Annotated in this window: 23 protein-coding genes; 12 read left to right on the top strand and 11 right to left on the bottom strand. The window is 56.4% G+C overall.

The genetic code is table 11. From position 1 onward, the window contains the following. Nucleotides 1-29 precede the first annotated feature (29 nt). The 3 genes from D9K61_RS18570 (at nucleotide 30) to D9K61_RS18560 (ending at nucleotide 2434) form a co-directional block, all read left to right on the top strand. A complete protein-coding gene (locus D9K61_RS18570) occupies nucleotides 30-881 on the top strand; it encodes a bifunctional helix-turn-helix domain-containing protein/methylated-DNA--[protein]-cysteine S-methyltransferase (RefSeq protein ID WP_120634687.1) in 852 nt (283 codons plus the stop codon). Between the two features lie 53 nt (nucleotides 882-934). Then, nucleotides 935-1831 (top strand): cation diffusion facilitator family transporter, encoded by an 897-nt coding sequence (locus tag D9K61_RS18565; RefSeq protein ID WP_120634686.1) that lies wholly within the window; start codon nucleotides 935-937, stop codon nucleotides 1829-1831. 168 nt (nucleotides 1832-1999) lie between these two features. Further along, on the top strand, nucleotides 2000-2434 hold the full coding sequence (locus tag D9K61_RS18560) for a glyoxalase superfamily protein (protein WP_120634685.1): 435 nt from the start codon (nucleotides 2000-2002) through the stop codon (nucleotides 2432-2434). A 54-nt stretch (nucleotides 2435-2488) separates the two neighbouring features. On the opposite strand, the gene D9K61_RS18555 is transcribed toward D9K61_RS18560, so the two are convergent. Further along, the gene (locus tag D9K61_RS18555; protein WP_120634684.1) at nucleotides 2489-3928 is read right to left on the bottom strand and encodes an aldehyde dehydrogenase family protein; all 1440 of its coding nucleotides are present in this window, start codon (nucleotides 3926-3928) and stop codon (nucleotides 2489-2491) included. A gap of 221 nt (nucleotides 3929-4149) precedes the next feature. Here D9K61_RS18555 and D9K61_RS18550 point away from each other — a divergent pair, with 221 nt between their 5' ends. Continuing rightward, complete coding sequence (locus tag D9K61_RS18550; RefSeq protein WP_120634683.1) at nucleotides 4150-4800, top strand: peroxiredoxin; 651 nt, start codon at nucleotides 4150-4152, stop codon at nucleotides 4798-4800. A gap of 398 nt (nucleotides 4801-5198) precedes the next feature. Here the strand turns inward: D9K61_RS18550 and D9K61_RS18545 are convergent, their stop codons facing one another. The 3 genes from D9K61_RS18545 to D9K61_RS18535 all read right to left on the bottom strand — a co-directional run bounded on the left by D9K61_RS18545 (nucleotide 5199) and on the right by D9K61_RS18535 (nucleotide 9709). Next, nucleotides 5199-6197, bottom strand: a complete 999-nt coding sequence (locus D9K61_RS18545) for a Hint domain-containing protein (protein ID WP_120634682.1) — start codon at nucleotides 6195-6197, stop codon at nucleotides 5199-5201. Nucleotides 6198-6446: 249 nt separating this feature from the next. Next, nucleotides 6447-8597 (bottom strand): polyribonucleotide nucleotidyltransferase, encoded by a 2151-nt coding sequence (pnp, locus tag D9K61_RS18540; RefSeq protein ID WP_120634681.1) that lies wholly within the window; start codon nucleotides 8595-8597, stop codon nucleotides 6447-6449. Between the two features lie 446 nt (nucleotides 8598-9043). Beyond that, on the bottom strand, nucleotides 9044-9709 hold the full coding sequence (locus tag D9K61_RS18535; protein WP_120634680.1) for a hypothetical protein: 666 nt from the start codon (nucleotides 9707-9709) through the stop codon (nucleotides 9044-9046). A gap of 346 nt (nucleotides 9710-10055) precedes the next feature. Here D9K61_RS18535 and D9K61_RS18530 point away from each other — a divergent pair, with 346 nt between their 5' ends. Then, the gene (locus D9K61_RS18530) at nucleotides 10056-10820 is read left to right on the top strand and encodes a DUF3299 domain-containing protein (RefSeq protein WP_120634679.1); all 765 of its coding nucleotides are present in this window, start codon (nucleotides 10056-10058) and stop codon (nucleotides 10818-10820) included. 62 nt (nucleotides 10821-10882) lie between these two features. On the opposite strand, the gene D9K61_RS18525 is transcribed toward D9K61_RS18530, so the two are convergent. The 4 genes from D9K61_RS18525 to D9K61_RS18510 are packed head-to-tail and all read right to left on the bottom strand — an operon-like array spanning nucleotide 10883 to nucleotide 12307. Next, nucleotides 10883-11251, bottom strand: a complete 369-nt coding sequence (locus tag D9K61_RS18525; protein ID WP_120634678.1) for a DUF1761 family protein — start codon at nucleotides 11249-11251, stop codon at nucleotides 10883-10885. After that, nucleotides 11248-11670, bottom strand: coding sequence for an SRPBCC domain-containing protein (locus D9K61_RS18520; RefSeq protein WP_120634677.1), 423 nt, complete (start codon nucleotides 11668-11670; stop codon nucleotides 11248-11250). The genes D9K61_RS18525 and D9K61_RS18520 overlap by 4 nt, the downstream gene beginning before the upstream one ends. Then, entirely contained in the window at nucleotides 11651-12004 is a 354-nt protein-coding gene (locus D9K61_RS18515; protein ID WP_120634676.1) for a helix-turn-helix transcriptional regulator, read from the bottom strand. Before D9K61_RS18515 ends, D9K61_RS18520 begins: the two co-directional genes overlap by 20 nt. 27 nt (nucleotides 12005-12031) lie before the next feature. Then, a complete protein-coding gene (locus tag D9K61_RS18510; RefSeq protein ID WP_162946961.1) occupies nucleotides 12032-12307 on the bottom strand; it encodes a hypothetical protein in 276 nt (91 codons plus the stop codon). A gap of 58 nt (nucleotides 12308-12365) precedes the next feature. Between D9K61_RS18510 and D9K61_RS18505 the strand changes: the two genes are divergently transcribed. After that, nucleotides 12366-13967 carry a BCCT family transporter gene (locus tag D9K61_RS18505; RefSeq protein WP_120634674.1) on the top strand — a complete coding sequence of 534 codons (1602 nt, stop codon included), beginning with the start codon at nucleotides 12366-12368 and terminating at the stop codon, nucleotides 13965-13967. A 121-nt stretch (nucleotides 13968-14088) separates the two neighbouring features. Here D9K61_RS18505 and D9K61_RS18500 read toward each other — a convergent pair whose 3' ends face one another. The 3 genes from D9K61_RS18500 to D9K61_RS18490 form a co-directional block, all read right to left on the bottom strand. Continuing rightward, nucleotides 14089-15141 (bottom strand): YeeE/YedE family protein, encoded by a 1053-nt coding sequence (locus D9K61_RS18500; RefSeq protein WP_120634855.1) that lies wholly within the window; start codon nucleotides 15139-15141, stop codon nucleotides 14089-14091. 39 nt (nucleotides 15142-15180) lie between these two features. Continuing rightward, complete coding sequence (locus D9K61_RS18495) at nucleotides 15181-15474, bottom strand: helix-turn-helix transcriptional regulator (protein ID WP_120634854.1); 294 nt, start codon at nucleotides 15472-15474, stop codon at nucleotides 15181-15183. A 91-nt stretch (nucleotides 15475-15565) separates the two neighbouring features. Then, nucleotides 15566-15928 carry a hypothetical protein gene (locus D9K61_RS18490; protein ID WP_162946960.1) on the bottom strand — a complete coding sequence of 121 codons (363 nt, stop codon included), beginning with the start codon at nucleotides 15926-15928 and terminating at the stop codon, nucleotides 15566-15568. Nucleotides 15929-16011: 83 nt separating this feature from the next. Between D9K61_RS18490 and D9K61_RS18485 the strand changes: the two genes are divergently transcribed. The 6 genes from D9K61_RS18485 (at nucleotide 16012) to soxA (ending at nucleotide 19602) form a co-directional block, all read left to right on the top strand. Beyond that, nucleotides 16012-16752 carry a cytochrome c biogenesis CcdA family protein gene (locus tag D9K61_RS18485; protein ID WP_120634673.1) on the top strand — a complete coding sequence of 247 codons (741 nt, stop codon included), beginning with the start codon at nucleotides 16012-16014 and terminating at the stop codon, nucleotides 16750-16752. 16 nt (nucleotides 16753-16768) lie between these two features. Next, nucleotides 16769-17329, top strand: a complete 561-nt coding sequence (locus tag D9K61_RS18480) for a thioredoxin family protein (RefSeq protein WP_120634672.1) — start codon at nucleotides 16769-16771, stop codon at nucleotides 17327-17329. 151 nt (nucleotides 17330-17480) lie between these two features. Beyond that, nucleotides 17481-17936 (top strand): sulfur oxidation c-type cytochrome SoxX, encoded by a 456-nt coding sequence (gene soxX / locus D9K61_RS18475; protein ID WP_120634671.1) that lies wholly within the window; start codon nucleotides 17481-17483, stop codon nucleotides 17934-17936. A 22-nt stretch (nucleotides 17937-17958) separates the two neighbouring features. Beyond that, the gene (gene soxY, locus D9K61_RS18470; RefSeq protein ID WP_120634670.1) at nucleotides 17959-18381 is read left to right on the top strand and encodes a thiosulfate oxidation carrier protein SoxY; all 423 of its coding nucleotides are present in this window, start codon (nucleotides 17959-17961) and stop codon (nucleotides 18379-18381) included. A gap of 26 nt (nucleotides 18382-18407) precedes the next feature. Further along, nucleotides 18408-18737 carry a thiosulfate oxidation carrier complex protein SoxZ gene (soxZ, locus tag D9K61_RS18465; protein WP_120634669.1) on the top strand — a complete coding sequence of 110 codons (330 nt, stop codon included), beginning with the start codon at nucleotides 18408-18410 and terminating at the stop codon, nucleotides 18735-18737. 34 nt (nucleotides 18738-18771) lie between these two features. Further along, nucleotides 18772-19602: a sulfur oxidation c-type cytochrome SoxA gene (gene soxA / locus D9K61_RS18460; RefSeq protein ID WP_120634668.1), complete on the top strand. Its 831-nt coding sequence runs from the start codon at nucleotides 18772-18774 to the stop codon at nucleotides 19600-19602. Nucleotides 19603-19663 lie beyond the last annotated feature (61 nt).

Below are 19663 nucleotides of genomic sequence, written 5' to 3'. Positions count from 1 at the left end.
TAGTTTTGATCGGGTAAAGGAGTGCGACCATGAACGTCCAGACCCCAGAGACCGGTTACCATTTTAACGTGATGCGCCGCGCCATCGATCTGATCGATGAAAGCGCCGAACCGCTCAGCCTGGATGAGCTGGCGCGTCAGATGGATATGAGCCCGGCGCATTTTCAACGCCTGTTTTCGCGTTGGACCGGGGTGTCGCCAAAGCGGTACCAGCAATACTTGACGTTGGGCCATGCCAAGGCGCTGCTGCGCGAACGCTTCAGCACGCTGGAAACCGCCCATAATGTCGGCCTGTCCGGCAGTGGACGCCTGCATGATCTGTTCGTGAAATGGGAATCCATGAGCCCCGGCGAATACGCCCGTAAGGGCGGCGGGCTGACGATCTATTGGGGTTGGTTCGAAAGCCCCTTTGGTCCGGCGCTGGTCATGGGCACAGACAAGGGTATCTGCGGCATCGCCTTCGGGGCTGAATCCGGCGAGGAAGCTGCCATGGAAGATATGCTTTCACGCTGGCCCAACGCCGCGTATGTCGAAGATCCGATGCGTATGCGCCCCTGGGTGCTCAGCGCCTTTGGATCGGCCAGCGACCGGCTTGAGACGACACCGCTCTACTTGATCGGCTCCCCCCTTCAGATCAAAGTGTGGGAGGCGCTGATGCACATCCCGTCCGGTCAGGTCACCACCTACTCCGAGATTGCACAGCGGGTCGGATCGCCACAGGCGGTGCGGGCCGTGGGCACCGCCGTAGGTCGAAACCCGGTCAGCTGGCTGATCCCCTGCCATCGTGCCTTGCGCAAATCCGGCGGTCTGGGCGGCTATCACTGGGGCCTGCCTGTGAAACGCGCGATGTTGGCCTATGAGGCGGCGCAGGCTGACGCTTAGGCGCTGCCAAAAAGGCGGCGCGCGATGGGAATTCCTGTGTTACATCATGGGCAATGACGCAGGACACTCAGCTGACACCCCGGACTTTCGCCGCCTTGGCCATTCCGGTTTCCATCGTAATTCTGGCTTTGAAACTTCTGGCCTGGTGGTTGACCGGGTCGGTTGCCCTGTTCTCGGACGCTTTGGAAACCATCGTGAATGTCGCGGCGGCGTCGCTGGCCTATTTCGCGGTCTGGATTTCCGGAAAACCCCCGGACAAGAAACACCCCTTCGGGCACAAAAAGGCCGAGTATCTCTCGGCCGTGGTCGAAGGTATTCTGATTGTGCTGGCGGCCCTTCTGATCATACGCGAAGCCACGGCTGCGCTTGCCTCGCCCCATCTAAGCGACGCGCCATTTCTGGGTATCGCGATCAACGCGATTGCAACCTGTCTGAACGGCGCTTGGGCATTCGTCCTGCTTCGGGTTGGCCGGCGCGCCCGGTCCCCCGCGCTTGAGGCCAGCGCCAAGCATATCTTCACCGATGTCATAACCTCGGTCGGAGTTGTGATCGGGTTGTTGTTTGCCATGGCAACCGGATGGCTGATCCTTGATCCGATCCTCGCGATACTGGTTGCCCTGAACATCCTCTGGGAGGGCTGGAAGGTCATCCGCTCCTCGGTGGACGGGCTGATGGATGTGTCCTTGTCCGAGGCCGAGTTACAGTCCGTGCGCAACGCCATCGATTCCAACCTTGGCCCGGCGCTGGAGTATCATGACCTGCGCGGGCGCAGATCGGCCAGCATCATTTTTGTCGAGTTTCATCTTGTTGTCGCTGGCACCATGTCGGTTGCCGCCGCGCATGAGATTTGCGACGATATCGAGGCCGCCTTGCTGAAGGAATACCCGGGATCGGTGTTTGTGATCCACCTGGAGCCGGACAGCGAATTGAAGGCAGTGGTGTCTGATTGACAGATCGCGCCCTCGGTGTCACAAACTGCGCAGGTTCGGGTCCCCCGCCGTTCGCAGCCATTTGGCTTTGGTGAAACCCGGTCGAACAAGCATCTGTTGCCTTTTCCAGGCGCGCGGATGGCAATGCGAACACCGTCCAGACTTTGCGCCCGTTCAAGGAAACGAGGCATGACACATTTACAAGACATCGCTCCGCTTGAGGAGCTGAAGGCGCAGGCCAAACGGCTGCGCGAAAAACTCGACCATGCCGGGACAGCGCTGTCGCATAGCGAAGCGCTTGAGCTGGTTGCTCATCAACATGGGGTCAAAGACTGGAACACGTTGCACGCGATGGCCGGAAACCGGATGCGCCTGCGCGTTGGTGATCGGGTGTCTGGGCACTATCTGGGACAACCCTTCACCGCGGAAATTCGTGGTCTGACCCTGCTGGGCGACGGTGCACATCGACGTGTCACCCTGCATTTCGATGCGCCCGTTGATGTGGTTCGGTTCGACAGTTTCTCGGCCCTTCGGCAACGCGTCACCGGCGAAGTCGGGTGGGACGGTCGATCCACACGACACACCTCTGATGGTGAGCCGCAATTGGTGGTGCGACCAGCCTAAAAAAGGGCGAGGCACAACGCTGCGCCTCGCCCAATTATGTCGTCAGATGGGGTGCTACTCAGCGGCCCAGCCGCCCACAGCCTTGACCTCAAGGAAATCTTCCAGTCCCCACAGACCACCTTCGCGGCCATTGCCGGATTGCTTCATGCCGCCAAAGGGTGAACCCGCACTGCGCGACTTGCCGTTCATCTCAACCATGCCCGACCGAAGAGTTCGTGCCATGCGGTTGGCGCGGTCGCCGTCTTGGGTCTGGACATAATTGGTCAGGCCGTAGGGCGTATCATTGGCGATTTCGACCGCTTCTTCTTCGGTGTCGAAAGGGATCATGGTCAGGACCGGGCCAAAGATTTCCTCGCGCGCAATGGTCATCTGGTTGTTTGCATCGGCAAAGACCGTTGGGCGCACATAAAAGCCCTTGTTCAACCCTTCGGGGCGCCCGGTACCACCGGCGACCAGACGGGCACCTTCGTCGATCCCCTTCTGGATCAGATCCTGAATTTTGCCCCACTGTAATTCGTTCACGACGGGGCCGATATGGCGGCCTTCCTCTGACGCAGGGCCGACCGAAACCTTGTTCGCCACCTCAGCAGCCGTTTCGACGGCCTGATCATAAATCGGGCGCTGCACCAGCATGCGGCTGGGCGCGTTACAGCTCTGGCCGGTGTTGTTCATCATATGCAGCACACCGCGTTTGACGGCTTTTTCATCGGCATCTGCAAACACCACGTTCGCGCCTTTGCCGCCGAGTTCAAGATGCACCTTCTTCAGCGTGTCCGCCGCGGCCTTGGAAATGGCGGTGCCTGCGCGGGTTGAGCCGGTGAAGCTGACCATATCCACATCGGGATGCGCGGACAGTTGCGAACCAACGCCCACACCATCCCCATTCACCAGATTAAAGACGCCCGCCGGGAACCCGGCCTCATCCATCATCTCGGCAAAGATCATCGCGTTCAGCGGGCTTTGTTCCGAGGGCTTCAGAACCATGGTGCACCCGGCAATCGCCGCCGCACCGACTTTGAGTGTGACCTGATTCATTGGCCAGTTCCACGGTGTGATCAGGGCCGCAACGCCCACCGCCTCATGGATAATACGATCATTGGGGGCGTGATCACCCAGCGGGCGCTCGAACGCGAAAGCCTTGGCGGCTTGGACAAAACCCTGAAGATGCCAAGACCCGGCCCCAACCTGTTGGTTGCGCGCCATGTCTATGGGTGCACCCATCTCATGCGACATGGCCTGTGCCAAATCCTCGGCGCGGGTTTGGTAGTTGCCGATCAGTTTTTCGACCAAGGCAATGCGGTCTTCGACCGGTGTCGCCATCCAGCCTGGCAGCGCGGCCTTGGCGGCAGCAACAGCGGCGTTGGTATCGGCTTCACACCCCAGAGAGATCACCGCGCAAGGCTCTTCGGTCGACGGGTCGATCACCTCGAAGTCATTCGCCGCAGACGGGGCAACCCACTGTCCGTTGACATAGAAATCGCGTTTTTCGATCATGGTAGATCCTCCTGACCATACAGCCACTGGGGCGGTTTCGCGGTCACTCTGGCACCGGTATGCACGCCCGGCAAGAGGGAGAGATCAAAATTTGATCAAATTTTTTCAGGCAAAACAATGCGAAATAAATTCGGCGGCCCCAAACCGATGGTTTAACCTGCGCACAAAGTGTTTAGGTTTACAGCAACCGACTCGGTTTTTAACAGGAAAGGAGATGCCCCATGGGTTTGCGCATCAACGATACGGTCCCGAATTTCACGGCAGAAACGGATCAAGGCACCATTCAGTTTCATGACTGGATCGGCGACAATTGGGCCATCCTGTTTTCACACCCGAAAGACTTCACGCCTGTCTGCACGACCGAATTCTCGGCGGTTGCCCAGTTGAACGATGAATGGGCCGCGCGAAACACCAAGGTCATCGGCGTATCTGTGGATGGTGTCGAAGACCACAAAAAATGGAAAAAGGACATCGAAGAATACGGCAAAGCCAACCCCGGCTTCCCGATCATCGCCGATGACGGTTTGGCCGTATCCAAAGCCTTCGACATGCTGCCCGCCGAGGCCTATTTGCCCGATGGCCGCACGCCAGCCGACAGCGCCACGGTGCGCTCGGTCTTTATCATCGGGCCCGACAAGCAACTGAAGTTGTCGATGACATACCCGATGACAGTGGGTCGGAACTTCGCCGAGATCCTGCGCGCGCTGGATGGTCTTCAGATGAGCTCAAAGGGTGTTGCGACGCCGGCAAACTGGATGCCGGGTGAAGATGTCATCATCCCACCCAGCGTTTCGAATGAAGACGCCAAGGCGAAATTCGGCGAGTTCGAGACGATCTTCCCTTATCTGCGCAAAACCAAAGCGCCATCGTAATATGGAAGGGGGCCATAGGCCCCCTAATCCCTGCTAAGCTCATTGCATCTTTCTGCGCGAGGGTTTCGCCGATTTCCGCGGCTTGCAGGGCGAAGGGATAATGGAGGTTGCAGTCTCTTGCGATGGACGTTGACATCAGCGATCTGATCCGCGTTCCGACCACAGCCTCGAACCGCTCAGCACTGGGTAGGTCCCTGCACAGCAGTTTGGGATTGGGCTGCCGGGCTGTACAGGTAGACATGCGGATGACGAAGGAACGCATGCCCAGTGCTAAAATACGACGCTATGCGGAGGTGTGAAACCGGAGGCAAATGCTGCCATTTGAATGGTTCGTAAATCATTGCGCCGGTCGAAACGGATACAGATCGTTCTCAGGCTAACTTGGGCGAACCCGAGCGTCACGCCGACAGGGGCGCCCTATGCCCTTGCAGGACAGAAAAATCTTGTTGCAATAACCGAGCCTCGTACGGTTTCATAACAGGCAAAGCCGTATCTCCGTACCCGGTGTCTCTGGACATCAGTTCTCGAAACAGATCGAACAGTTCGCGTTTGGTTTCTGCGGCCAGTGCGTCAAGCGTTACGGTGCCGGGAAAGAAGGACTCAGACCAGACGCCCTCGACATTCACCAATTCATGCTGGTCAAACAGGATATGGATGTATTCAACACCCCGGTCGGGTGACTCCTGAGTGATTGTCTCACCATCAAGCAGCCCTTTGGCCGGGGCGAGCATGACCGGATCAGCGTAGTAAAGCTCCATCCTCACTGAGGAGACCGCAATCCGATGTTGGGGCGAGACCAGAAGGTCGCGGCTGGGGCAATCCTCGCCGAAACTGCCCTTCTTGATCCGAATAGGGCACAGATGCGGGTCCTGTTGCAGCTCAGGTGCCGACAATCGCCGTCGTCCGATCCAGCGAACAGGTTTGATACTGCCGTCGCCGACATATACCCGATCACCGGGGTGCAGCGTCTCAATCCTACGCAGTCCCGTTGGTGTTTGGATATGCGAGCCTGCGGTGAAGCAAACAAATGTCGGCAGTGTGTCGTAGTCGACGGGTGGGGCCGTGTTGATCGAATTATTGGTACCGGCAATGACCTCGCCCACCTGAACCTGGCCAGAGGTGACGACAATGTATTGCGGGCTGGAAAACTGCAGCAGCGTGAAGGTGACCGGATTTCCACCGACATTTCCACTATAGGTTTCGAAGGTCTGGAAGTTTGTGGAATTGCCGATGAATCCGGGAACGCCGCTGACGTCAAGCTGCGTGCCGCCATCCGCATCAGGATCTTCCAACGCATCGTCACTATCAGTGATCGCAACCTGAAAGGATTGCAGAACCGTGACATTTGTATTGCTCAACGGGTCGCTGTTAATCTGGTAAATTGTAATAAACTTCATGGCTGTAATACGCCTCAGGAAAGCTTAAAGTTTAAGTAGTCCTGAGAGTATACGCGTATAGCGTGCATATGCCTAGCGGTGTTCACAGCAACAAGCTGGGCCGGGGTTGAACCATTACAGAAGACGAGGTGGCGCGCATTGAGCTTGGGACGCCCCTTGCCTTCACGCCTAACGTTTGAGATTTGCTACATGCAAAAAAAAGACCCCGGCCAGAACCGGGGTCTTTCAAACTCGAAGGGGAAGGGCAGGTTATTCTGCGCCTTCTTCCTTCTTTTCTTTTTTCTCAGGAGCGATCTCTTCGCCGGTTTCCTGATCAACGATTTTCATCGACAGGCGTACTTTGCCGCGATCGTCAAAGCCCAGCAGCTTGACCTTCACCTCCTGGCCTTCCTTCAGAACGTCTGACGGATGGTTCAGGCGGCGGTTTTCGATCTGGGACACGTGCACCAGACCGTCACGCTTGCCAAAGAAGTTCACGAAGGCACCGAAGTCGACGATTTTGACGACCTTGCCGGTGTAAACCTGACCTTCTTCCGGTTCAGCGACGATCGAGTGGATCATCTCATAGGCCTTCTTGATCGATTCCCCATCAGGCGAGGCGATCTTGATGACGCCGTCGTCGTTGATGTCGACCTTGGCACCCGAAACCTCAACGATCTCACGGATGACCTTGCCACCAGAACCGATCACTTCACGGATCTTGTCAGTCGGGATGTTCATGGTCTCGATGCGCGGGGCGTGGACCGAGAATTCGTTGGTCTCGGACAGGGCTTTGCCCATCTCGCCCAGGATGTGCATCCGGCCGTCCTTGGCTTGCGCCAGGGCTTTCTCCATGATCTCGGGCGTGATGCCCGCAACCTTGATGTCCATCTGCAGCGAGGTGATGCCGTTTTCGGTACCCGCCACTTTGAAGTCCATGTCGCCCAAGTGGTCTTCGTCACCCAGAATGTCTGACAGGATGGCGTATTCGCCGTCATCTTCCAGGATCAGACCCATGGCCACACCGGCAACTGCCGATTTCAGCGGAACGCCCGCATCCATCATCGACAGGGAGCCACCGCAGACCGAAGCCATCGAGCTGGAGCCGTTGGATTCAGTGATCTCGGACACGATACGGATCGTATAAGGGAAGTCGGTTGCCGCAGGCAAAACCGCCTGCAACGCGCGCCATGCCAGTTTGCCGTGACCAATCTCACGACGTCCCGGAGGGCCCACGCGACCCGCTTCACCAACCGAGTAGGGAGGGAAGTTGTAATGCAGCAGGAAGTTCGATTTGAAGTTGCCATGCAGCGCGTCGATGAACTGCTCATCGTCGCCGGTGCCCAGCGTGGTCACGGCCAGCGCTTGCGTTTCACCACGGGTGAACAAGGCCGAGCCATGGGTCCGGGGCAGCATTCCGGTTTCCGAAACGATGTCGCGGATCTCGTCGGTTGCACGACCGTCAATACGCTTGCCGGTTTTGACAACGTCACCGCGCAGAATGCCAGCCTCAAGCTTTTTCAAGGCCGATCCGAGGTTCGCGTCATCCAGCTGCTCTTCGGTCAAAGCGGCTTTGATGGTGTCACGGGCAGCAGACACTGCGGCGGTACGCTCTTGCTTGTCGCTGATCGCAAATGCGGCACGCATCTCGGTTTCGCCAGCAGCTTTGACCGCTTCATACAGTTCCGAGTAATCAGCAGGCTGAAAATCGAAAGGTTCTTTTGCGGCATCTTCGGCCAGATCAATGATCAGGTCGATCACCGGCTGAATCTGCTCATGTGCGAATTTGACCGCACCCAGCATTTCGGCCTCGGACAGCTCGTACGCTTCCGATTCAACCATCATCACGGCGTCTTTGGTGCCGGCAACAACCAGGTCCAGACGCTGTTCAGGGTTCAGGCGCAGGTCTTGCATGTCGTCTACGGTCGGGTTCAGGACGTAATCGCCATCCTCGAAGCCAACGCGGCAACCCGCGATCGGACCCCTGAACGGTGCGCCAGAAATGGTCAGTGCGGCAGAGGCGGCGATCATTGCAACCATGTCGGGATCGTTGACCAGATCGTGGCTCAGCACGGTGCACATCACCAGAACTTCGTTCTTGAAGCCGTCAACGAACAGCGGGCGGATCGGACGGTCGATCAGACGCGCTGTCAGCGTCTCTTTTTCCGTCGGGCGCGCTTCGCGCTTGAAAAAGCCACCCGGAACCTTACCGGCGGCATAGTATTTCTCTTGGTAGTGGACGGTCAGAGGGAAAAAGTCTTGACCGGGTTTTTGCTTCCGCGCAAAGGTCACGTTTGCCATGACGCTGGTTTCGCCCAGCGTGGCAATCACACTGCCGTCGGCCTGACGGGCAACCTTGCCGGTTTCCAGTGTCAGCGTCTCTTCGCCCCACTGAATTGATTTCTTTGTTACATCAAACATATGCGTATCCTAGATGAGAGCACTCCCGCCCCTGCGGGTCTCCCGTTTTGCATGGCGGCCCCATTGCCGCCGACCCCATTTTATCTTCCGTTCGAGTGCCGGGGTCAGGGCACAACGTCTCAGATGCAGCGCCCATACATGAGAATGGTCCGGATTGAAAGAGGTCTCACTTTCGTGAGTGATCATTGGTCCTGATAAGTCTGCTGGGAACAGCGCAGGTCCCGAAACTCAAAATGACCGCTCGCGAGATTTGCGCAGTCCCCGAATATCGGTTTCCGTTTCCGCCTCAGGTGATGGGACAGGGGGGCGCGGGATGTCGCTGTCGTCGAGCTTCAGCAGAGCAAGTGCTGATATCGACCAAATCCATGAATTGAGCCAGAGAAGGGCGGCACCCGAGGCTATGCCCCTCAGGATAGTGTCGAGATCGAATTTCGGTAAGGACTGTGTCAGGACAAGTGACACAATCGACAGAATGAGGGGGAAATGGCAAACAGAGCGGTAAAAACGTCGAAAAAGAACTGGAGGAATATTGAAACGAAAAAGACGCAGAACAATGGAAGGAAGCTGCGCCCGAACCCATTGAAAAAGCCTCTGCTTAGGGCCCCTTGGCCTGCCCCTCGGGCTGCGCTTGCCATTGGTACGGCCATGACGGTGTAGACAACCGCTAAAAGTATGTATGCCAAAACAATTTTGCTGCCCACCGCGAGAAACGCGAACGAAATCTGAATGGGTTTTGCAGCTTCGCTGAGTGCGCTCAGGGATATCGGCTCACCCAATGTCCACAGGGCAAACAACACAGCTACAACATTTGCGAAAACGGCCAGGCCGCCGATTACAGCGATAAAGAACACGCCATACAGGAGTGAGTTCAATGCCAGGATCGTTAGATCCGTTCGGCGCAAATCACCTTTGATTGCCAAAGCTGCACGAATACCAAACAGGCTGATGAACACCGCTGTAACCGGCCCGCTGATGTAACTTGCCATTCCGAGGGTGACGATATTCAGAATGGCCCACACAACCATAGAGGCGACGCTGATCAGAATGACCGGGAAAATCATGCGCACAAACACGCCGAATGACAGGGGTATCGAATTGAGGATGATCATCATGGCAAGGGCCTGCAAGTAATGGGTTGTGCCTGCGCAAGGCGGTACGCTCGAATGGTCTGGCAGATTTATGAAATTAGAGTGCTAATTTGAGACATTGAAATTTCTGCTTTGCAAAGATCTACCTTAAGGAGAAATTCTTGCAAGGTGCTGGCGTAGAATTGGGATGGTTTCCCTGCGTCAGTTCCCGCATGTGTGTACTCGACGCTTGGATTGACGGGTAGGTGAACCACCGAGCCTGGGCAAGTGATCGTCATGCCAAGGTTGTGACCGTTTTCCGGATGGACGCGCGCGGCATTCGACGTAGGATTGTTGACGACGTAACATGCGCTGATAGTCCGAGGATGCCATGACCTTCCGCCTGCAGTTCCTGACGGTGATCTTACTGGCCCTTTGGGGGATTCCAGCAGTGACTGCGTCGCCCTTGCCTGTCGGATGGTCCGACCTGCCGGACCCTGCGATGCAAGTCTTCGACGATCCCTATCGTGATCTCAGCCCGGAACAGTTCGACGATGTCCTCTTTGTGGTTCGCCTGCGCAACAGGTTGCGAAAGGATGTCGGCACCGAAGAAGAACGACAAACATGGCAAGAGCTGCTGTTGGAGACCGAGGACGCGCTGGCTTCGGACGACATCGATGTCGATTGGCTTCTTGAACAGGTTCCGGTTGTCACCGAACGCCGGGAACGGGCTGGTGCAGCCGGGAACCCGCAATTCGATGGCCAGACGGTCACGCTGAACGGGTTTGCTATCCCGGCGCCGCCGGAGGCTGATGGCCAGGCGGTCGCCTATTTGGTGCCTCAGTTTGGAATGTGCAGTCATATGCCGCCGCCGCCGCCAAATCAGATGATCCGCGTGCAGTTGGATGGCACCTGGACCCCGGATTATGCCCATGTTCTGGTGCGAGTAACCGGAACGCTGTCTATTGATCCGTCCGAGCGTGAGATTGTCGTCGTGGATGGCTTGGTGCCGATGCGGGCGACGTTCAGATTGGACGTGACAGAGATTGAAGATTTGGGTGGTGCCGGGGGTGCGTCGGACGCGCAACTCAGCCTGACGGACCGAATTCGGGCAGCGGGACATAAGAAAACGGGCGGTGGACAAGCGACCGAGTAGGACGGGCAGCTAAAATGTTAACCTCAGCCCAACCCACAGGGGACCGGACCGAGGCAGAGATGTCATAGGATTGCGTGGGCCAAGATCATCACAACGCCGCAGCCCAGCGCATAACCGGCATCGACCGTGATCGCGAAGCTGCTTTTCTGCGCCCAAGCGCCAACCGAGACCGCCTGCGCCGCCACCGCTAGGATCGCCAACAGAGCCACACCTAGACTGTTGGTGGTCTCGGTCACCGCGATCACCGCTGCCAGCAAGATCAGGAACACGATCTGTGCGGTCATTGCCGCCAGTGGTGGTGTATCAGGCGGGGTTGGGTCAATCCGTGTGCCCTCGGCCCAGCGTTTCTGAAAGCCGAGCGGCCCATAGACCAGATAACCTAACAGAAACGCCGCGATCACCCCCGCTGCAAGCGCCAGCCAGTTGATCACAGCGCTTCCTCCAGCGCAGCCAATACTGCGGTCCAGCCACCTTCGTGATTGTCGCGGCTTTCCTGCGAGGGGAACCGGATGTGATGCAGGCGCAGCTGAGTGCCTTTATCCGTTGGGGTGAAATCCAGCGTCACGGTCGAATCGTCCTGACTGTACGGAGAATTCCAGCTGAATTGCAGACGGTTCGGGCGGTCGATGACCTTGTATTCACCCTCATGTGGCAGGTCGCCGGCCTCGGGCGCGCGCATGACGATCTTGAACCGACCCCCGACCTTGGCGTCGGATTGCGCCTCGGACACCGTCATACCTGGCGCCGGAAGCATGAATTTTGCCAGCATTTCGGGGTTCAGCCAGGCATCGAATACCTTATCTGGCGGGTGCGGGATGGCGCGTGTTATTTCAAGTGACAGATCCGTCATCTTCTGGTTCCTCCAAAGCAGTTTCCAAGGCGTCCAGCCGAAGCGTCCAAATCGAACGCAACCCGGCGAACCAAGAATCAACGGTTGACAAGGGGGCCATCTGAACCTCGATCAGATGCTCGCGCCATTCCGTCCGGCGCTGCACCAATTCGGCGTTTTCCAGCACCTTGATGTGCTTGGAGACCGAATTGAGGCTCATATCGAACTGCCGCGCGATGTCCGTCACCCGCAAAGGTCCCTGCTGCGCAAGCATCGTCAGGATTGCACGGCGGGTCGGGTCGGACGCGGCCTTCAATATCGCGTTGAGGTCATATCGACTCTCTCGTTCAACCATATGGATGAATTACAACCTTATTCTACTTCAGTCAACCATTTGGGTGAATAACATGCTACCTGGGTCTTTGGCCAGCCACAGCTGTACACTCTTTGCCCGGCGTTCCGGCAGATGCACGGGCATCTTGGCCCCCTTTCTGAATTCCCTTCGCACGGCGTGATCTTCGGCACTGGGGTCGGTTTTCTTGCTGAACGAACTCCAACCAATGAATGCGTTTGGTGAAAGTTTGGTGACCGTGTAGGTTGTTATCACCATACCTGCGGTCGAAACGACGGAAACGCGCCAAGGGAACACCAAACTCATCTCCGTCCGCCGGTCGAATACCTTGGCGTTTGCACGTAGCGAACAGAAGGGCAGACGCATGGCACAAACCAAGAAAATGTTGGATCCGGACCCTCGGATCTATGATTTTGAGACTGAGTATGAGCTTGGGCAAGACAATGTCCGCCCGTTCGGTCTGGACATTCACAATCCGGTCTTTCTGATCTCAAGCATCCTGATTTTTGCGTTCGTTCTGATCGCATTGGCAAACCAGGAAGCTGCCGGCACATTCTTTGGATGGCTCAGGCCATGGCTCACCAGCACATTCGACTGGTTTCTGGTTTTGTCGGTTGATGCAATCACCCTGTTTTGTTTGGCTTTGATCGTCCTGCCGGTGGGTAAGGTTCGTATCGGCGGCAAAGATGCCAAGCCAGACTATTCCTATGCCGGATGGATCGCGATGATGTTCGCGGCCGGCATTGGTATCGGTCTGCTGTTCTTTGGCGTGATGGAACCGGTTTACTACAACTTCGCAGAAGACGGTGGTGCCAGCCCATTGGGTATCGATATCGCGGTACCGGGAAATGAATATGCCGGTATCGTCGGAACGATCCATCATTGGGGCCTTGAAGGCTGGGCGATCTATGCCGCCGTGGGTCTGAGCCTGGCAATCTTCAGCTACAACCTCGGTTTGCCGCTGACGCTACGGTCCGCCTTTTATCCGATCCTGGGCGAACGTGTCTGGGGCTGGTGGGGCCACATGATCGACACGCTGGCGGTGTTTGCCACGTTGTTCGGCCTGACAACCTCGTTGGGTCTGGGCGCGCAGCAGGTCGCGGCGGGCCTGAACGAGGTCTTTGGCATCGAGCCCAGCCCGACCGTCACCGTCCTGCTGATCATCGGCATTACGCTTATCGCCTTGGGTTCGGTTCTGATGGGTATGGATGCGGGCGTCAAACGGCTGAGTGAGATCAACATGATTATGGCCGTTGGCCTGTTCCTGTTTGTGATTGCCGTTACAGGCGTCGGCACTGCAATTTCACGTTATTTCAGCGTGATGACGGACTATGTTACTCATTTACCCGCTCTGTCGAACCCGTTCGGGCGTGAGGACACCAGTTACTTCCACGGATGGACAACCTTCTACTGGGCTTGGTGGATTGCATGGTCACCCTTCGTGGGCATGTTCATCGCCCGCATCTCAAGGGGCCGCACTGTGCGTGAGTTCATCATCTGCGCCTTGCTGGCGCCGACCGCCGTCTGTGCCCTGTGGATGTCTACCTTTGGCGGTGCCGCCATCGACATGCTGAACGCTGGTGGTGCAGAAGGTGTCCGCGCCACAGTGATCGACAGCTATGCCCCGGAAGGCGCATTGTTCGGCTTCCTAAAGGAGCTGCCTCTGAATAGCATCGTGGCCCCTATCGCGCTGGTGCTGATTGTGATCTTCTTCGTCACCTCATCCGATTCCGGTTCGTTGGTGATCGACACAATCACGGCGGGCGGCAAGATGGACGCGCCTGTGGTGCAGCGCGTGTTCTGGTGCACACTCGAAGGACTGGTGGCCATTGCACTTTTGCTTGGGGGTGGCCTCTCGGCGCTTCAGGGCGCTGCGGTGTCAACCGGCATACCGTTCACACTGGTGGTTCTGATAATGTGCTATTGCCTGTGGCTGGCGCTGAAATCGGAACGCGCAAAGATCTAAAGCGCAGATCTGATACACATGAAACGCCCGCCATCCCGGCGGGCGTTTTCTTATGTGGGTGGATGCCCGCTAAAAGGCTATTTGCGTCACCGAACATAGGCCTGATCTATGAAAGCAAACCTTATTCGGCTGGTGCAAATCCTGTAATCAGCTGACGCAGTCCAATGGCGGCGCCTGCGAAAATCGCGATGAAGGCAATTGGTGCGCTAAAGGCAAGCACCGAAAACGCAGAGATTCCCTGACCAACGCTGCAGCCCACCGCAAGAATAGCGCCGGGACCCATAATCGCCGCTCCTAGTAGCTGGCGCCGCAATTCGCGGGGGTCTTCGCAGGCCTCCCATCGGAAATGACCCTTGGAATATGATCCCAAAACAGCCCCAATAACGACACCCACGACCGACCCAACGCTAAAGGACAAAGCGTTGCCCGAGGCGGTCATCCCATAAATGATGGTATCCCCGATCGGGGCCGCAAAGGTGTGCGTTTCAATTAGTTCGGCGTCGAATCCGGTCGTGGCGATCCAATAGGTGCCGACCCAGCCAGATACGACGGCAAGACCCACAACCGACGCCCAGAAGATCTGTTTGTACGATGGGCGCGTTTCGGCACGCGCAATGGCAAACACAACAAGCCCGGTTCCGATCACAAGGCCAGTGACCAATGGGGCCACACCGTAAGCTTCAAACAACTGCGCGAACCCCTGAGCAGACGTGGCCCCTGTTACTTCGGGGAACAACCAGACCCGGGTATGGGCCAACGGCCCTGACATCACGAAATAGGCGGATAATGCCATTACCACAACGATGACAAAGGACCGCAGATCGCCGCCGCCAAGACGGGCCAAAGCGCCATAGCCGCAGTTTCCGCTCAGGGCCATGCCATAGCCAAACATCAGCCCGCCGATGATGGTACCAAGCGGGTTCCAGACGCGATCAAGATAGGCCGTTTCCGACCCGTCCAGCAGATCGAATCCAATTGCCAGATGCGCCCCGACAATGGCGACACCGATGGCAATGGCCCACATTTTCAGGCGACGATTGTCTGCCCCGTAAAGCGCGTCTTCGATAGCGCCAAGGGTACAAAACCGCCCAATTCTGGCGGCGAGTCCAAGCGCAACCCCACCGATCAAGCCGATCAGAGCGGCAGTGTTTGCTTCTCCGAGTATTTCCAGCACCTCGGCCCTCCCCTGACCAAACACCGGTCCTGCATCTGGTCAGTCGGTACGGCAGAACAAATCGTACACGACCTCCATGATTTGTTTCGGGCGGTCATCTGCCAAGCTGTAGTAAATGGCCTTGCCTTCCCGTCTTGGTATCACAAGCCCCTCATAGCGAAGCCGGGATAGCTGCTGCGAGACTGCGGCTTGTCGTGCTGACAAAAGCTCCTCCAACTCCGTCACCGATTTTTCGCCCGAAGCGAGATGACACATGATCATCAACCGACCTTCGTGGCTAATGGCCTTCAGGAAGTTGGACGCCCGTTGCGCGTTGTCCATCATGCGCTGCATGTCATCGGCACAGATGTTCTTGTCGAACACTGGCAGACGCGAAGCGGTTTGTGGTGTGCTTTCAGCGTTAGAGGTCACGAAAAGGTTTCCTTTACCCGGTCTGTTTCAAGTCTATTCCTGCGCGTTCGAACATCATGGTCAGCAGGCCCCAGAAAAAGTCTTCTCCGGGGTATCCCTCAATTCGCCCGACTTCGCGACCATTTTCAACCAGAATAAAAGTCGGGGTGAAATGCACCCTGCGATCGAACGCAACATCGGGTGTTTCGCTGTGCAGGTCGTAGCGCTGCAAAGGGGCAGCGCGCCCTTCGGCTGTTTTGGGGTAGATATGCGCGATTTCTGCGTTCCATTTGGCACACCAATAACACCCATCTTCTTCAGCCATCAGAAGATAAGGTTCAGCCGATGTTGAGATCGGCAACATCAAGGCGAAGGAGGTGACCAACGTCTTTATCATTTTCAGACGTCCTAAATTGACGGGAGCTTATCTTTCATCATAATTATATTTTTGAATATCTCAAGCTGTGAGGCCAGAGCGATATGTTTGATGTCACATTTCTGGGCGCAATTGTCGCCGGGCTGCTGTCATTCCTGTCGCCGTGCATTTTGCCCATCGTTCCCTTCTACCTCAGCTACCTTGCAGGTGTCGGGATGAACCAGATTTCGGCTGACGCTGAAATCTCGCGCGCGGTGCGGGTCAGGGCAGTTCTGGCTGCCTGTTGTTTCGCGCTGGGCGTTATCACGGTCTTTGTCGGGCTTGGGGCAACCGCGACCGTGTTCGGAGGTTTGCTGAGAGAGTATTTTGACGTGCTGCGCTGGTTTGCGGCCGCCGTTATCATTGCATTGGGTCTGCATTTCCTGGGCGTCATCAAAATCGGGTTTCTATATCGGCAATTCCGCGCCGATGCGGGCGACACTTCGAATGTCGGCCTGATAGGGGCCTACGTCATTGGACTGGCGTTTGCGTTTGGTTGGACACCCTGTGTCGGGCCGGTTCTGGCGGCGATCCTGTTTACGGCTGCGGGGCAAGACACTGCCGATCAAGGGGCACTACTGTTATTGGCATATGGGTTGGGCATGACCCTGCCCTTTGTTATTGCGGCCTTGTTCATCGGGCCATTCATGTCCTGGATGGCGCGGTTTCGAAAACACCTTGGCTTGATCGAAAAGCTGATGGGGGTCTTCCTTATTTTGTTTGGAGTTCTGATCGCCACCAACTCGATCAATTACATTGCTCAATGGATGCTGGAACATGTTCCGTGGTTCAGCGTGATCGGATGAATCTCAGGAGGAGATCATGAAGAGACTTTGGATATTGTTGCTGTCGATCCTGATGGTTCCGGCGGCCTTTGCAGCCGAACTTGGCGATGATGGCCTGCACAAAGCACCCTGGATGCGCGATACATTCATGGACCTGCGCGAAGACCTTGCCGAAGCAAATGCGGAAGGTAAGCGCCTGATGATCATCATTGAGCAGCGCGGGTGTATCTACTGCAAGAAGATGCACGAAGAAGTGTTTGTCATCCCGGAAATCGAACAGTTCATTGAAGACAACTATTTTGTTCTGCAGATCAACATGTTCGGGGATGTCGAAGTCACCGATTTCGACGGAACTATGCTGCCTGAGAAAGACATGGTCAAAAGGTGGGGTGCGTTGTTTACGCCCAGTATCTATTTCCTTCCTGCAGATGTTTCTGAAGATCTGACCGCGCCGCAAGCGGCTGTTGCCAATATGCCCGGCGCCTTTGGCCGGTGGACGACATTCAACATGCTGAACTGGGTTGTTGAAAAGGGATATGAAGGGCATGAGCCGTTCCAGAAGTACCATGCCCGTAAGTTTGAAGAACAAAACGGCTGACACGTTGCCGTCCTCGCAACTTTTGTGAAAATTTTTCTGCGCTTGCAAAGTAATTGAAAAATTCATCTAAATGAATTTAATGTTGCGAACTGCTGAATGTGTGCATTAGTGTGCAAAAAACGACCGACAAGAATCGTCTTTGGGAGGAGGCATGAGAAACGCGTTGAAGCTAGGCTTTGCCATGATGCTATGTGCATCGACCGCCACAGCGGGTGAACTGAAACCGATGGATGTGTCCTTTACGGATGGTGCCGTCGAGACATCACTGACCGGCGTTGCCGGTGATCCAGCAACAGGCAGGGCGGTTTTCGCAAACCGCAAAGAAGGCAACTGCCTCGCCTGCCATACCAATTCGGAAATACCCGAAGAAAGCTTCCACGGCGAAGTTGGTCCACCAATGGACGGCGTCGCGGATCGTTGGACCGAAGCTGAACTTCGCGGTATCGTTTCGAACTCGAAAAATATGTTCGAAGGAACGATCATGCCCGCTTTCTACATCGACAGCGGTTATGAACGACCGCTGGACGATTTTGCAGGCCAGAGCATTTTGACCGCGCAGCAGGTCGAAGATGTCGTGGCCTACCTGATGACGCTGAAAGAACAGTAATCCACGAAATTTGGAGCATGACATGGAACTGACACGGCGAAAAATTCTCGCGATCGGCTCCGGTACGTTTGCGCTGGCAAGCTTTACCGGTCTGCCAGCATTTGCCAGCCTGACGGACGACGCGATCGCAGCCCTGACCGGGGGCGCTGAAATTGGGGAAGGTGCAGTTGTACTGACCGCGCCGGAAATCGCAGAGAACGGGAATACTGTACCCGTCAAGGTCGAGGCACCCGGTGCCGTTTCGATCACGCTGTATGCAGATGGCAACCCGGTGCCGAACGTCGCGACGTTCAACTTTGGCCCGCTCAGCGCATCTCGCAGTGCATCAACGCGTATCCGCCTTGCCGCGACACAGAACGTTGTTGCCATCGCCAAGATGGAAGACGGTTCATTCCAGATGGCGAAAGCCAATGTCAAAGTAACAATCGGCGGTTGCGGCGGCTGAACTCACGAAACGCAAGGAGAGACACTATGGCATCTGGTGTAAAACCCCGGGTCAAAGTCCCAAAAACGGCGGCAGCAGGTGAGACGATCACCATCAAGACCTTGATCAGCCACAAGATGGAAAGCGGGCAGCGCAAAGACGATGATGGCAACATCATTCCGCGTTCGATCATCAATCGCTTCACCGCTGATTTCAATGGTCAGAACGTGATCGATGTGACGCTGGAACCGGCGATTTCAACCAATCCATATTTCCAGTTCGAGGCTGTTGTGCCGGAAACCGGTGAATTCAAGTTCACCTGGTATGACGATGACGGGTCCGTCTACGAAGAAAGCAAAAAAATATCGGTCTCGTAAGAAGACAAGGGTGCAGAGCCAGGGAGGTAGCCACATGCGCGCGACACTATGGATAACGGCAGCAGCGATTGGGTTGGCCGGCGCCGCGACTGCTCAGGACAGCAATTCGCTGAGCATTGACGGCGAGGCAATGATCACTGAGGTGGCAGCGCCGGATCATTTGGAAAACGTCGACACGATCTATTCCGGATGGCGGTTCCGTTCGCCGGAAACTCAGGCGCTGGAAATAGATGACTTTGACAACCCGGCATTTGTGTTCGTTGAGCAAGCCGTAGATCTGTGGGAGCAGGTCGATGGGTCGGCCGAGAAATCCTGCGCATCCTGCCATGAAAGCGTTGAAGAGTTCGCAGGGCTACGGGCCCAGCTTCCGCGCGTCGAAAATGGCGAGCTTATGACGCTGGAAGATCTGATCAACCGCAGCCGTGTCGAACATATGGGTGCCGAGCCTTGGAAATGGTCGGGTGGCCAGATGACGGCGATGACCGCGCTTATTGGCGTGCAATCACGTGGCATGCCTGTCGAAGTTGCCATCGACGGCGATGCCGCGCCTTTCTGGGAAAGAGGAAAGGACCTGTACTATACGCGTGTTGGTCAGCTGGACATGGCCTGCTCGAATTGTCACGAAGACAATTATGGCGTCATGATCCGGGCGGACCATCTGTCCCAGGGTCAGGTCAATGGCTTTCCCACCTATCGTCTGAAGAACGCCAAGCTGAATTCGATCCACGGGCGTTTCAAAGGATGCATGAAGAACATTCGGGCCACACCCTTCAAGGAAGGCGGTGACGAGTTCAAAGCGCTGGAGCTTTATATAGCCTCGCGTGGCCAGGGTCTGTCGGTCGAGACGCCTTCTGTACGAAACTGATGATCTGACTGGCCCCGTGTCACGCACGGGGCCATTGCACTTATTTAAAATTCAAACATGC

Source organism: Ruegeria sp. EL01 (genome assembly GCF_900313035.1).
Taxonomy (GTDB): Bacteria; Pseudomonadota; Alphaproteobacteria; order Rhodobacterales; family Rhodobacteraceae; genus Ruegeria.
The sequence above is the reverse complement of the archived record's forward strand: the minus strand, read 5'-3'. Positions and strand labels throughout refer to the sequence as shown.

Coding starts and splice junctions, on each gene's coding strand:
- D9K61_RS18535 (WP_120634680.1), bottom strand. CDS start 9,709: ATGATGATCATCCTCAATTCGATACCCCTGTCATTCGGCGTGTTTGTG.
- soxX (WP_120634671.1), top strand. CDS start 17,481: ATGAGAAACGCGTTGAAGCTAGGCTTTGCCATGATGCTATGTGCATCG.
- soxZ (WP_120634669.1), top strand. CDS start 18,408: ATGGCATCTGGTGTAAAACCCCGGGTCAAAGTCCCAAAAACGGCGGCA.
- D9K61_RS18490 (WP_162946960.1), bottom strand. CDS start 15,928: ATGATAAAGACGTTGGTCACCTCCTTCGCCTTGATGTTGCCGATCTCA.
- soxA (WP_120634668.1), top strand. CDS start 18,772: ATGCGCGCGACACTATGGATAACGGCAGCAGCGATTGGGTTGGCCGGC.
- D9K61_RS18495 (WP_120634854.1), bottom strand. CDS start 15,474: ATGCAGCGCATGATGGACAACGCGCAACGGGCGTCCAACTTCCTGAAG.
- D9K61_RS18480 (WP_120634672.1), top strand. CDS start 16,769: ATGAAGAGACTTTGGATATTGTTGCTGTCGATCCTGATGGTTCCGGCG.
- D9K61_RS18520 (WP_120634677.1), bottom strand. CDS start 11,670: ATGACGGATCTGTCACTTGAAATAACACGCGCCATCCCGCACCCGCCA.
- D9K61_RS18555 (WP_120634684.1), bottom strand. CDS start 3,928: ATGATCGAAAAACGCGATTTCTATGTCAACGGACAGTGGGTTGCCCCG.
- D9K61_RS18510 (WP_162946961.1), bottom strand. CDS start 12,307: ATGAGTTTGGTGTTCCCTTGGCGCGTTTCCGTCGTTTCGACCGCAGGT.
- D9K61_RS18505 (WP_120634674.1), top strand. CDS start 12,366: ATGGCACAAACCAAGAAAATGTTGGATCCGGACCCTCGGATCTATGAT.
- D9K61_RS18530 (WP_120634679.1), top strand. CDS start 10,056: ATGACCTTCCGCCTGCAGTTCCTGACGGTGATCTTACTGGCCCTTTGG.
- D9K61_RS18485 (WP_120634673.1), top strand. CDS start 16,012: ATGTTTGATGTCACATTTCTGGGCGCAATTGTCGCCGGGCTGCTGTCA.
- D9K61_RS18545 (WP_120634682.1), bottom strand. CDS start 6,197: ATGAAGTTTATTACAATTTACCAGATTAACAGCGACCCGTTGAGCAAT.
- pnp (WP_120634681.1), bottom strand. CDS start 8,597: ATGTTTGATGTAACAAAGAAATCAATTCAGTGGGGCGAAGAGACGCTG.
- D9K61_RS18560 (WP_120634685.1), top strand. CDS start 2,000: ATGACACATTTACAAGACATCGCTCCGCTTGAGGAGCTGAAGGCGCAG.
- D9K61_RS18570 (WP_120634687.1), top strand. CDS start 30: ATGAACGTCCAGACCCCAGAGACCGGTTACCATTTTAACGTGATGCGC.
- D9K61_RS18550 (WP_120634683.1), top strand. CDS start 4,150: ATGGGTTTGCGCATCAACGATACGGTCCCGAATTTCACGGCAGAAACG.
- D9K61_RS18515 (WP_120634676.1), bottom strand. CDS start 12,004: ATGGTTGAACGAGAGAGTCGATATGACCTCAACGCGATATTGAAGGCC.
- soxY (WP_120634670.1), top strand. CDS start 17,959: ATGGAACTGACACGGCGAAAAATTCTCGCGATCGGCTCCGGTACGTTT.
- D9K61_RS18565 (WP_120634686.1), top strand. CDS start 935: ATGACGCAGGACACTCAGCTGACACCCCGGACTTTCGCCGCCTTGGCC.